Annotated in this window: 13 protein-coding genes; 1 reads left to right on the top strand and 12 read right to left on the bottom strand. The window is 37.3% G+C overall.

Annotation, left to right across the window (positions count from 1 at the left end; genetic code table 11):
- Positions 1-3 precede the first annotated feature (3 nt).
- The 12 genes from asp3 to AB3K24_RS10060 form a co-directional block, all read right to left on the bottom strand.
- Complete coding sequence (gene asp3, locus AB3K24_RS10005) at positions 4-1,044, bottom strand: accessory Sec system protein Asp3 (RefSeq protein ID WP_367975496.1); 1,041 nt, start codon at positions 1,042-1,044, stop codon at positions 4-6.
- 5 nt (positions 1,045-1,049) lie between these two features.
- On the bottom strand, positions 1,050-2,573 hold the full coding sequence (gene asp2 / locus AB3K24_RS10010; protein WP_367975498.1) for an accessory Sec system protein Asp2: 1,524 nt from the start codon (positions 2,571-2,573) through the stop codon (positions 1,050-1,052).
- Positions 2,574-4,052, bottom strand: coding sequence for an accessory Sec system protein Asp1 (gene asp1 / locus AB3K24_RS10015; protein WP_367975499.1), 1,479 nt, complete (start codon positions 4,050-4,052; stop codon positions 2,574-2,576).
- Between the two features lie 427 nt (positions 4,053-4,479).
- On the bottom strand, positions 4,480-5,049 hold the full coding sequence (locus AB3K24_RS10020) for a xanthine phosphoribosyltransferase (RefSeq protein ID WP_367975500.1): 570 nt from the start codon (positions 5,047-5,049) through the stop codon (positions 4,480-4,482).
- Between the two features lie 15 nt (positions 5,050-5,064).
- Positions 5,065-5,988 (bottom strand): magnesium transporter CorA family protein, encoded by a 924-nt coding sequence (locus AB3K24_RS10025; protein WP_367975502.1) that lies wholly within the window; start codon positions 5,986-5,988, stop codon positions 5,065-5,067.
- A complete protein-coding gene (locus AB3K24_RS10030) occupies positions 5,972-6,430 on the bottom strand; it encodes a GNAT family N-acetyltransferase (protein ID WP_367975504.1) in 459 nt (152 codons plus the stop codon). The genes AB3K24_RS10025 and AB3K24_RS10030 overlap by 17 nt, the downstream gene beginning before the upstream one ends.
- Positions 6,431-6,527: 97 nt before the next feature.
- Positions 6,528-8,204 carry a glycerophosphodiester phosphodiesterase family protein gene (locus AB3K24_RS10035; protein ID WP_367975506.1) on the bottom strand — a complete coding sequence of 559 codons (1,677 nt, stop codon included), beginning with the start codon at positions 8,202-8,204 and terminating at the stop codon, positions 6,528-6,530.
- Between the two features lie 192 nt (positions 8,205-8,396).
- A complete protein-coding gene (locus AB3K24_RS10040) occupies positions 8,397-9,236 on the bottom strand; it encodes a YidC/Oxa1 family membrane protein insertase (RefSeq protein ID WP_367975508.1) in 840 nt (279 codons plus the stop codon).
- On the bottom strand, positions 9,236-9,583 hold the full coding sequence (gene rnpA / locus AB3K24_RS10045) for a ribonuclease P protein component (protein WP_367975510.1): 348 nt from the start codon (positions 9,581-9,583) through the stop codon (positions 9,236-9,238). Before rnpA ends, AB3K24_RS10040 begins: the two co-directional genes overlap by 1 nt.
- A gap of 145 nt (positions 9,584-9,728) precedes the next feature.
- Positions 9,729-9,863 carry a 50S ribosomal protein L34 gene (gene rpmH / locus AB3K24_RS10050; RefSeq protein WP_002816117.1) on the bottom strand — a complete coding sequence of 45 codons (135 nt, stop codon included), beginning with the start codon at positions 9,861-9,863 and terminating at the stop codon, positions 9,729-9,731.
- Positions 9,864-10,074: 211 nt separating this feature from the next.
- Complete coding sequence (locus tag AB3K24_RS10055) at positions 10,075-10,794, bottom strand: YebC/PmpR family DNA-binding transcriptional regulator (RefSeq protein WP_367975513.1); 720 nt, start codon at positions 10,792-10,794, stop codon at positions 10,075-10,077.
- Positions 10,795-10,870: 76 nt separating this feature from the next.
- Positions 10,871-11,404, bottom strand: a complete 534-nt coding sequence (locus AB3K24_RS10060; RefSeq protein ID WP_367975514.1) for an rRNA large subunit pseudouridine synthase E — start codon at positions 11,402-11,404, stop codon at positions 10,871-10,873.
- 497 nt (positions 11,405-11,901) lie between these two features.
- Between AB3K24_RS10060 and dnaA the strand changes: the two genes are divergently transcribed.
- Positions 11,902-13,248, top strand: a complete 1,347-nt coding sequence (gene dnaA / locus AB3K24_RS10065; protein WP_367975515.1) for a chromosomal replication initiator protein DnaA — start codon at positions 11,902-11,904, stop codon at positions 13,246-13,248.
- Positions 13,249-13,458 lie beyond the last annotated feature (210 nt).

Here is a 13,458-nt window from a genome sequence, read left to right on the forward strand (position 1 = left end):
ACGTTAACGCGTGTTTTTATTTTTCGTAAAAAACTGTGATATCGTGCTTTTTTTAGGATGTGCGGCATCATACGCCTGCTGTCGCCGCAACTCTTTTGGCGTTGGTGTGTCATAATTCAACATACCCAAACGTTCATATTTCGGATGTGGGACGATTATATCGACCTGATAGTTTGCCACAATAGGATTGCCCAGATATTGTACATTATCAACTGTCCTTACAATCTTCAAATCTGGTCTTGGCGAGAGCTCAACATCTTCACTAATAATTGCCGCACTACCTTTGATCTGTTGCTGATAATACAATGCTGCATAACTTGATATTGGACCATACCCGACAAATTCAACCTTGTTTGCATGCACCTGTTTACGTGCATTTTTAACAGCCGCTATCAACGCTGGCTCGTGACTACGATAAAAACCAGCATCAACATCACTACTTGCAATATATTGTACAGCTTGTTGCGTTTCGTTTATCCAGTCCGTCATGTAATCAGTTATCATTTTTTCAGGCTCAGAAAAAATAACACGCAAGGTCTTCGTCGTTATTTTTTCTGGCACTTGAAGATAGGCATACAAATTAGGCGCTATAGTCAAGTCATTATCTCGTAGTACACCGGCTGTTTGTTGGCGAATAACAAAGTTATGAAAGACAAAATGACCATTACCAGCAGACACCAAATCAATGGTATAAAAAGCATAATGTTCTGGCACTGTGATCGTTATTTTATCGGCATTTTGACTAGTCGTTGCTAATTTTTGATATTGGTCATCATAGAAGGTGACAACCAAATAAGCAAACATACGCTCACTGTTATCAATGCTTCGTTCAATCGTATAGGTGACACCACGTAACAGTTGCGGTAAATCTGAGACCTTTTTTTCATGTTGAAAATGATGATTAGAGTGCCAAGTAGCGATTACACGCCCACTTGGCAAAAAGTAATGCTCATAATAAACAGCATCTAATGCCCGAAAATCGACTGTCGCCCCTTGTAATTCAAATAATTGTGTTTGTGGTGTCCAATATATCTGATATTGCATAACGCTTACCGACCCTCCCGCATACTATCTCTTAGATTTGCCAACTGTGTTTTTATAAACACTATCATTTCTGGTATTTTGGCCGTGTGTGTGCCCACTTCTTGTGTATGTATTACTGGTGTCTTGTTCTCTTCAAAAAATTTTAGTAACTGTGGCAGACTTTGACCATCATACTCATCTTGCTTGAGTGTAAATAATGCTACCGCTATTTTGGACCAATCAACATTTTCAATATGCTGCCACAAAATGCTATCTAACATGTCGGTATCATCTGGATGCATACGTCCCGCCAAAAAACGTCGCACATCTAACGTCCAATCTTGGTTCACTTCTCTGGGGAACTCAGCATTTCCCGTCAATGTGCCTAAACTAATCAGTGGTTTAGCCACAACAATGGCATGTGGCTTAATGTCAGCAGCGTAATACATTGCTGGCAAACTTCCCATGGAATAACCAGTTAAAATCACATCTTCTGGTTGTAAATTCAGCGTTTTCATAGCTTTTTTAATTGTTTCAATGATCTTTTGTTCATACGCTTCTGATCCAATATGAAAAGCACCACCTTGCATTCTAACATCTGAGAAAAGTAGGTATGGTGTCCCTAGTTCATTTAATGGCCCCCGCATTTCAAAGCCATCCACATGTAACCGAATGCCCGAAAAATTAACAATTAACGGTGCCTGACGATCCCCAGGATTAAAATAACTTAACACTTCTTCATTGTCATCGGTCATCTGCCAATCATCCCCGGGCAACAAGGTCCCCAACCCGTGTCGCGAGCGGCGTTGATGTAACACATGTAGATCTAATTCACCGGCGCCTTTAGCAAAAATTAAAATTTGATAGTCTTGATAATCATCTATCCCACCAATTGTATGTTGTTGTCGTAACGCATCACCAGTCACTGTTTGAACCGCTTGTATGTGATTATCTTTGTAAAAAACAAATTGTAACTGCACAGCCACTGTTTGTGTCTGATCATAATCTAACCAAACCATATTTTCAACATGTGGCACCAAATCGCCAACAAATGTCTTCAATGTCCCAATTTGTTGCCACACTTGACCAAAATCACCACTAAATTGTGCCGAAAAGCGACCTGCACGTTTAAAGTGTATCCCAGTGGGCGGCATTGGCATAAATTGTTGTTCACTAAAACGTGTTGGAAAGCCTATTTGATCAAATTCAAAGTCAGTCTGAAGGCGGTTTTGAATTGCTTTCGGCGTTGTATCTTGCACACAAAAAGCACGCCGTTCAGCCAATATTTCTTGAAAGTCCGGTGTGATCGTTTTGGCAAAATAAATTACCCGTAGCGCAGGCCACTCACTAATTTGACTTGACAATAACGTACTTGACAGCTCATTATCAGTCAATACAACATATGTTTGTTCTAGCACATAGGGATCTTTTTGACGCGTTAACCGTGTGGGTAAATCAAGAATTGTCGTATGCTGCCAATCAATATGTGTTGTATCAATTTGAGCTGTCCAATCATTGTCTCCAATTTGAAGCACTGAAATATCTGCCATTTATATACGCCTTTGCTTAATCTTATTAAAAATTTGTTGCCACTTAATCCAAATCATATCTTCACTATATTCTGCAACCATTTGATGCGTTGTTTCTTGTGTTTCTTCCAAATAATGCTCATCGTCTAGGTAAAAGTTCAACGTCCCCACTAATTCTGACTTATCGCGCAATAATTTGCCATTTTTATTGGGTATCAAATAATCAGTCTTTATGACATTAATTTGCGGTACCCCATAAGTGATTGCTTTCGTTTGTAAAAATTGGTCTGGTCTATCACTGAGGTCTAACAAAACACGTGTGTTAGCCATATAACGCGTACGCTGCACTTCACTTTGTGGTGTCACAAATTGAAAACGCGTTTTATAGGCCATCTGACTATCACTATCCACAATGCCATGTGCGTTAGCTACAGTTTGGCTAGCTATTTCAATCAGTGTATCAAATGACGCATGTGATTGCGACGTTTCAATCAAGACAAAAACATTTGGGTGATTTGCTAGAACGCTGCTTACTGCTTCAAAATCAGCTCGTGTTATTGTGGCTGCGCGCCAATAAACAGTCGAAAAAGGCCGCCCCGTAGAACGTTTAACTTGCTGTGTTGCAACGTATGGCGGGATAATAGCAAGCGTTTCCTCCTGATCTATCTGTGCCATAATTCTGCCATATTGTTCTGTTGTATCCGTTACAGAAAAATCCGTCATACTAGAAGCTTGTAACAAATTATTTTTGGCAAGTTGTTCATTTGTACGCTCAGCTTGATAACTTAAAATGGTTGGCTGCTTTGGTGCCAATTCATTGACAAGAAAAGTAGCCATTTGACTCTGTGCCATAATAAGATACTCGTTTTCAGGTACCGACTGCAGATGATAAGCTAACGCTGCGGTAATTAACTCAGCCATATTGACAAATGTTGTCTGGGTCGTCCATAGTTGTTGTGTTGTCACAATACCAGTTGTACAGTCTTCTTGAACAGCAATGTCTCCGCTAGGTGTTAAGTAGTCTCGACGTAAAATGGCCTCGTCATCATCAAATGTTGTCACCCGAGAAATAAAGCCGCGATCATCAATCAACAACTCTTGGCTTCGTGCGTTATCCGTCCATAAATCAATTTTTTCAAATCGTGTTAATGCAGGCTGTTCAAGTCCTATCGTTGCAAAATGATTTCCCGCGACTTGAACGTTAATACAATCTGCCATGTACACAAATTGCGCATTTTCGGGCCATGAAAAATCGGATAAAGCTAATGGTTTGGCAGCTTTTATTGTGATTCGTTGCAATAAATCATATACTGACCACGTTTCAGCCGCTTCAATTGCTTTGTCTGATAAAATTTGACGTAATTTAGGTAAGTAGTCCACTAAAATCAGCTCAACTGCTTGCCCCTGTGACAAAAAAAGCTGTGTTTGCTGAACTGAATCGTTAAAATCTGGCAAAGTCATCGTGTATGCATGCCAATCTGGCATAATGTGCAAATTCATATTTCACCTCGTATGTACTGACACGCTAATAGCTTGTGTCATTTGCTTAATATCAAAGTATCGCTTGTTTTATGATAATCATTGCTACCATTATACCAATTTTGAGTGTCAGTTTTGTAGGGATTAAACTAGAAAACTGATATATCACTATTTTAATCTGTTGCCCTTTAAATCCAAGTAGGCATTCATCCGTTATTTTAAAATTATTTTTTGATAAAAAGTAACATGATACTGGGTACTAGTAACAAACGGTAGACGCTTCGCACCTTTTAAATTAACATATGGCATAACAAAATCTATTAAGGTTCGTGATCAATTCTGGGGTAAGTGTGTCTGAAATTTAAAATAGGCGTCATTCTAGCAACAAGCCCTATGCTAGAATGACGCCTATTTTTTCACGATGTTTCACGTGAAACATCTATTTTGATTATAAAAAAAATACGTTACCATCATCAAATGATTTAATGCGCGCTAAACTTTCAACTTTTATGCCACGTTCATCTAAAATTTTCCGGCCCTTTTGAAATGTTTTTTCAATCACAATACCCACGCCAACAACCTTTGCTTCCGCTTGTTGCGCAATTGACAATAAGCCTTCAATTGCCTGGCCATTAGCCAAAAAGTCATCAATCAATAAGACGTTTTCATCGGCTTTCAAGAAACGACGATCAATCATAATATGATTTGTTGCTTGTTTTGTAAAAGAATAAACATTGGCTGACCACACGTCATCTGGCAAAGTCAGTGATTTGTTTTTTCGGGCAAATACCACTGGTACGTGCAATACCCAGCCAGTAAACACCGCAGGCGCAATACCTGAAGATTCGACGGTCAAAATTTTATCAATTTTTTTATCCGCAAACAACCTACCAAACTCTGCACCAATTTCTGCCATCAGTTCAGGGTCAATTTGGTGATTCAAAAAGGTGTCAACTTTTAATACTTCTGTCCCCAAGACGCGTCCATCTTGACGAATACGATCCTCTAATAGTTTCATATAATCCCTCTTTGGTTACTTTCTGAAAAAGCCGCTCAACGCCAGTACTAAGCTAACAGCTGCCATTAAAATCAGTGTAATCACAATCGTTATCCACCAACCATCTTGTGCCGCCGCAAATGGTAACCACTTGACATTTTCGCCATAAAAACCACTAACAATTGTAGGCACTGTCAACACAATTGAATACACTGTTAGCACTTTCATTGTCCAATTCAAATCACGATTACTTAAGTTACCGTATGCGTCTGAAACTGAATTGATGACAGCCATCGCTATATCTGCCATATGTTCGGCTTGCCCGACTTCAACACGTACATCATCAATATGCTCTTCTTCAAAGTGAGCAATTTTAGTTTTAAAATCTTGTTTAAACGCATTAAGCATCACATGATTGTTAGCTAGTGAATTTTGAATATAAATCATTTGCGTTTGTAATCGCAATAAATCATTCATTTGCTTTGTCGTCCGTTTATGATGACCCAATTGTGCTTGAATCACACGACGCTTACGATTAATTTCTGTTACCTGTGACACATAACGTGTCATCAATGAATACAACCCTGTCATCACAAAATCAATTGCACTAATTTCATTATCATTCCCACGCTTTTGCCGATTTTTAGGATCTAATAAAACAGCTTGAATATAATCAGTCACTGAGTGTGAAAATGTATATAAATCGCCATGCGCAAACAAAATGCCAATGGGCCGTGTTTCAACTACATTTTCGTGATATGAAATAACGTCAATGACCATCAAGGCCTCATCAGTGGCCACATCGTATTCCATACGTACTGACTCGTTATGGTCAACAGCATAGCCAATAATTTCATTAGTTAGTTGATGTTCACTGACTAATATTTGATTATCCTCTGTGGTTAAATTAGACACATGGTACCACGTAAAGTTATTAAATTTTTTAACTGTCTCGATCATCTCTGTACGTCACATTCGTTGGATTTGATAAAATTGTATGCGCAACCATTTTAAAACCTTCACGTTCGTAGAAGTGTTGTGCGCTGATATTAGCTGTGACCACTTTCAATTCAAGTGGCGCTTTGGTCATTTGGCGTGCCCAGTTTAATAAAAGCGTCCCAATACCTTGTCGTTGAAAACCTACTTTGATAAATAATAAATGTAAAAAGCTATCCCATTCTGATAGTGAGGCAAACCCAACAATTTCATCATCAAATATAGCAACCTGTACAACTTCACCGAAACTAGCCAACTCAAAGTCAGCTAGTTTCGGTGATTTGACCCAAGGAAAATTGAGGATACGGGCATCTAAATAAATGTGTGCAAGTGCATCAGTGTCTCCTGGTTGCATCGCACGCAGTATTAAATTGTTGTTTTGCGAAGCAATTTTCCGCCTAGCCATTAATGTTTTCTTGTACCTCACTCTCGCAATGGCATCACTTCAATATATCAGAGTATATTATACCAGTTTTACCCTGCCGCTGGACTTAAAACCAGTATTAAATAGCCGTTTTTTGTAACATCACAATATACCAAATTGCATCAGCATAGACTGCATGTCGTGATAATTTCTGCAACAATGCACGTGTTTCTTTTGGGTAATCCGTAATATATCCTTGAACACCTAATGCATAATTACTATTAATATCTGCTTCTGTGTTCAATGTCCATACATATAATTTTTTATGATCTTTAGTCACTTGACGTGCAATATTAGTATTGACATTGGAATATTCCATCGCATAAAACGTATTAAACTTTGCACGATTAACACTGTTAACAACCGGCGATAGTAAACCTATTGGCCTATCGGAATATTTTGCCAATCGCTTAATCGCATTTTGATTCATTGACTGCAATTGTGCACGATTTTCTGTTAGGTACTGTCCGTACTTTTTTTGAAAATTAACGAGTTGTGCTGTCGTAATTGTTGTATTGATTTTTAATTCAACAAGCAATTTTTGATTTAATTGATTTGCACGTTTAATGTACGTCAAAAACGGCGTCGCAGTAATGATTTTCCCATTTTCTTCATAACGCACATTTTTTAAGACATGCCAAGGTGTCTCATTAATTTGATACGTTTTACCATTTTTTGCTTTAATTTTGGCATTATGACTTAAAACATAAACACCATCACTTGTTGCTTGAATATCTATTTCTACATAGTCCGGTTTTGTTTTAGAAACCTTATTTAGGCTGATAATCGTATTCGAGGCATCACTTTCTGACGATACACCTTTGTGTGCAATCACAACATAGTTTTTAATAGGTTGACTAACAAATTTCCCTGAAAGTGAGCTACTAACTGCGCCAACGAGAACAATGATAACGACTTGCGTTATTATCAAATATAATTTTCTATCGCGCAATCGTATACGAGCGGTTTGCTGATCTTTAATGACGAAAAGTAAAAAAACTTGACTTGTGACAACGTAAAAATAGCCAATCGCGATAGCAATCAAGATATTTGCCATGCTACGATTCAAACCATCGTGTCGTCCCTGATCAAACAATCGTTGTAACCAAAAGAGTCCACCAACAACAATAATTGTTATTAACGCATACTTTCCAATTGTTAAAAGAAACTGTCCAGTCTGAAACTTTGTTTGTCGCCAACTATGTATCATATTTGCCTTCAAACTGCCACGTGTTGTTATCGCAAAATATGGCATCAGCCTTAAGCGATACGCTACCAATAATAAGCAAATATTAACAAAACCGACTACAATCCAAACAATGGGCGTTTTTATTGGATCAATAAATGTTTTTGGAATTGTAAGATAATAAGCAATTGGAAATTTAAAGCCAACTTGATTTAAAGGTATCAATAACAGCATCATAACAAAAACAGCAAGATGAATTTGTAACGATTTTAATCCAGTCAGAAAGTTTTCTTTACGCGATATGCCCCATGTTAACAACATGGTCGTAACAACGACCATTATTAGCATCATCCAAACAAAAAAATAACCAATTAACGTTATGCCATAAGTCAGCCAATTATGACTAATATAGGTTAATAATTTTCCTACACTCCCAGTTGCAATGCTATACGCACTGGGTTGATAAGATTGAATGGCGTCAATAATCTGTGATGACAAATAATTAAATAAAAATAATACCACAACTAAAAGAACTGAGAACTGATAGTTACTTACTCTCTGCTTCCTCATCTCAAAATCTCCATTATCTTTATATTTCTTATTTCTTATTTCTTATTTCTTATTTCTTATTTTTTCTTATTTCTTATTTCTTATTTCTTATTTCAGAATAACATTATACCGCCATTTTTCAATCTTTTTTGTTTGGTACTTTTAAACAATAAAAAAGCTGTGTTGCCTGACCGGCAACACAGCACGAATATATTAACGCTTGGTACTACGCTTTGCTTTTTTGATTTTACGTTTCAAATCACGCTCTTTTTGCGCTTCTAATTCACGTTGACGTCTTATTTTAAAAGGATTTTGTAAGAAAAATGTTTGAATAGTTTGAAACAAGTTTCCGACTACCCAATACAATGATAACGCACTTGGCACAGCAATTGCAGAGAAAAAAATCACGACTGGGAAAATATAAGGCATCGCCTTTGTCAGCCCATTTTGCTCTGGTGTGGCTTGTGTTGATAACCACGATGAGGCAAATGTGAAGAGTGCTGCCAATATTGGCAAAATATAGTAAGGATCATTATTTCCTAATTGTAACCATAAAAACTTGCCTGATCTCAAGACTTGTGAATTATAAATTGATTGATACAAGGCAATCAACACTGGCATTTGCACGATAAGAGGCAACATTGATGCAAATGGGTTTACTCCGGCATCCTTATACAAGGCTTGCTGCTCAGCCATCATCAATTGACGACTTTCAGTATCTTTCCCTGGATACTTAGATTGCAATGCCTTGAGCGCTGGTTGTACAATTTGCATCTTCATCATTGATTGAATTTGATAAACCATTAAAGGTAAAATCAAAAAACGAATTAAAATTGTAAAAACAATAATTCCCATACCATAGTTATTACCAAACCATGCCGAAGCCCCTAATATAGCAGAGGTGAACGCCGCAACAACAGCACTCCACAAACTATGCGAGGCAACATGCCCACTAAAGCTCATACCAGCAATAATGATAATAATTAACGCGACGACAGCTAGAATCAGCGGTAACGGACCGATTTTTTTTAAAATATTAGTAAAACGTTTCATTATTTTGCCACTTTCAGGATATTAGCCAATTTCAGCACATGTACGATTTGTTCTTTGATAAATTTTTGACTTTGCTTTGCCACTGCTGGCCGTGCAATTACCAATATATCAAGTTCATTAGGCAATTGTGGTTTTAATTCCAAAATACTTTGACGAATACGACGCTTGACCCAAACACGATCATGCGCTTTACCAATTTTTTTGCTAACGGAAATACCTAGTCGAAAATGCTTCTGATCGCTTTTACCTAACTGATAAACAATAAAATATTTATTTGCAACAGACCGATGCTTATTAAAAACAAGCTGAAAGTCAGTTGGTTTTTTAATTCGAAAAGTTTTTCTCATTTGATTAAGTCTCTCTTGAGGATTTGATATAGTGGTGTTAATCACCTGTTACTCAGTCACATAATACCTTAATATTTTATAGTAACCATGTCTATTTATATGGTCTTTTATTAAATAAAAAAGCCACTGCATAGCAGCGACCTTGTTAGGCTGATAGAACCTTGCGGCCCTTTGCACGACGGCGAGCCAAAACTTTACGACCGTTGCTTGTGCTCATGCGTTTACGGAATCCGTGTACGCGTTCACGATGACGCTTCTTTGGTTGGTATGTACGCTTCATATGTGTTCACCTCTATTCACTATTTTTTACCTGCAAAAACTTTGCAATTCGATTTTAATCATAACATGGATTAACTGCATAAGCAAGCAATTAACATCAATTAATCGTAACTAAAAATACACTAAAAAACCTAATGTTACTATTATACGACTTGTTTCCTTGGATAACAATAACAAGTAGTTACTTTCTCAATTAAATCACCTGTTTATTTTCACGACAGTACCACATTGTGATGCACTGTTTGAACATCCTCATCTGATTCAAGGACATCAATTAATTTTTCAAATGCTGCTAAGTCATCCCCTTCAAGCGTCATTTCTGCTTGTGGTAGCATTGATATTTCTGTCGTTGAAAATTCTGACACACCACTTTGACGCAACACTTCAATAGCTTTATGCAACTCATTTGGTTCTGTATAGACAACGATTTGATCATCTTGTTGTTCCGCATCACGCACATCTACTTCAGCATCTAATAGTGTTTCTAACATGCCATCTGCATCATTTCCTTCAAAAACAATGACGCCGGTCTCATCAAATAAATAACTCACTGATCCAGCTGCGCCATAATTACCACCATTTTTATTAAACTCAGTCCGTACGTTTGTCGCTGTACGGTTAACGTTTGATGTTAATGTGTCGACAATAATTAGTGAGCCATTAGGACCAAATCCTTCATAACGACCTTCAATAAATGTCTCATCACCGGAACCACTTACCTTCTCAAGCGCACGTTCAATGACATGTTTTGGTACCTGGGCTTGCTTGGCACGTTCAATGACAAATTTTAAAGTCGAATTGGCTTCTGGGTCAATACTGCCACCTTGCTTGGCGGCAACATAGATTTCAATCCCATATTTACTATTAACTTTGGCTGCAGCACCGTCTGTCTGCGCCTTTTTCATTTTAATGTTTTCCCACTTACGTCCCATGCTTTCACCTCATTTAATATTTAATTTCTTTTATCATTATAACGGTTTCCCATCACATGTCATCAAAAAAATAAGTTTATTTTATCACACGATACGCACCAGGTTTTAAGTCAGCAATATGATAGGTATCAATATGTGTGCGAATTAAACGTAAAGTTGGTATGCCAACTGCTGCTGTCATACGGCGAACTTGACGATTTCGTCCCTCTTTAATCTTAATTTGAAGGAAACTAGTGGGTTGATTTTGGCGCACACGAATGGGCTTTTCCCTTTCCCACAACCACTTCGGGTATGGTATACGTTTAACTTTTGCTGGCAGCGTTATGCCATCTTTTAATTCAACACCTTGCTCAAGCATCTTCAACTGGGCTTTAGTTGGTACACCTTCAACTTGCACAACATAGGTTTTATACGCTTTATTTTCAGGATCAGTTAACTCGTGATTGAGTTTACCACTATCTGTTAAAAGTAATAACCCCTCACTATCCAGATCTAAACGACCTGCGGCGTAGACACGTGGGATAGCAATATAATCAGCCAAAGTTGGCCTACCTTCAGTATCCGTGAATTTAGTTAAAACATTATAAGGTTTGTTAAATAATATAATCATAAGTTTAATTATAGCAAACATAAGTTGTCAAAGGCTGATAATTTTTTAAGCCCTTAACCTTTTCTTTACTATTCACAATCTTATCCAAAACAAGACACAAGCCTGTGCAGTAACTACGTTTCCGAAAACATTACGCACAGAGCTGTTCACAAGTTATCCACATATCCACAGCTTGTTATTGTTAAATTGTGGATAATGTTTATAACGAACCTCAAATATTGTCCTTACCCACTTTTAAGTGTGCATAAAGTTGTTTGTTTGTGGATAACTCGCACATTTGTTCGCTCTTATATCCACATACTGTTAATTATTTTGTCCACAACTGTTGATATTATCTAAAATTATCATTCTCCTGTGGAAAACTCCATTTCTTACTGTTATAATAATCTTTGCTACTTCTTCTTTATATATAATAGAAAAGTTGATCGGTTCATGACGCCATTTTTTTAATTTGTCGTTATTTTTAGAATACACCGAATTTATTAGGAGAGATTTTTGTGACAAAACCCATAACAAAAGAAGAATTATGGAATCAGGTAAAAGCTAAATTCTATCAAGAAATTGGTCCTGTTTCCTTTGATACCTATATAGAGCCACTTGTCCCAGTTACCTTAACTGAATCAAGCATTATTTTAGAGGTGCCTGTTGATGAAAGCATTGATATCATTGACAATTGGAATAAATCCTATGCCATGAGCTTTGTGCAATATGCCATGGAAATTGCTGAAGGATTCATTAAGCCAGAACTCCGAATTGCGGAAGCCATACAAAAGTCCACACTCATTCAAACAGAAAATTTAACATTCACGCGAGAATCCGATTTAAATGAAAATTTTACGTTTGATAAATTTGTTGTAGGCACTGGTAACGAAAATGCTTACGCAATTGCACGTGCAGTTGCTGAGGATCCTGGGCGTGTCTATAATCCATACCTGATTTACGGTGGGGTTGGGCTTGGTAAAACACATTTAATGCAGGCCATTGGCAACGCTTACTCAAAAACAACACCATCGGCCCGCATTAAATATGCGACAGCAGAAGATTTTTTAAATGATTTTACCGAATCTTTGCGAGCTGGAGAGGGTGCAACTGCTGTCTTTAAAAAAGAATATCGCACGGTAGACTTGTTACTTATTGATGATATCCAGTTCTGGTCTGGCAAAGAAAAAGTGCAAGAAGAGTTCTTTAACACCTTTAATGTGCTAACAAAAACAGGTAAACAAATCATTATGACATCAGATAAATTACCAACAGAAATTGTTGATTTGCAATCTCGTCTGACGTCTCGTTTTGAAGCCGGTATTTCAATGGATATTCAAAAGCCTGATTTACCAACACGTGTGGCCATCCTTAAAAATTTAGCAGAGACTGATAATTTAGATATTCCTAATGATGTCTTAGAATTAATTGCCGATAAAATTGATTCCAATATCCGTACATTGGAAGGGACATTTCATCGTTTTGAAGCCATGCTACGTTATCGTAACAAACCAGCTACTAAAGAAACAGCCCAAAAAATATTGGGTGATTTAAATATTAATCAAGGCTTTAAAATAACTGTTGGCCGCATTCAACAAGTTGTCGCTGATTATTACATGCAAACAATCGATGATCTCAAAAGTACCAGCCGCAAAAAAGATCTCGTGACCGCACGTCATGTTGCCATGTACTTAACCAGAACGCTAACAAATGAAAGCCTGCCAGACATTGGCCGCTCATTTGGTGGGCGTGATCATTCATCCGTTCTGCATGCAACTAATAAAATTACTGAAAAAGCAGAGTCTGATGCGCGCACAAAAGAAATGCTTGAAGCACTAACAGATGAGATAAAAAATGGTAAATAGGACCTGTTGATAAGATATGACAAACTACTGACTTTTCCCACAACATTGTGAACAAGTTTAATCGCACCATAAGTTGTGAACACCCAGTTATCCACAACTTAAACACCCCTTATTACTACTACTAGATCTTTTAATTAAACTATTTAAAAACAATGCTACGCATATTGCTAAACTCAAAGGAGCATAATTATGCAATTCTCAATTAATCGT

This window comes from Leuconostoc aquikimchii, assembly GCF_040838325.1.
In the GTDB taxonomy this organism is placed as follows: domain Bacteria; phylum Bacillota; class Bacilli; order Lactobacillales; family Lactobacillaceae; genus Leuconostoc; species Leuconostoc aquikimchii.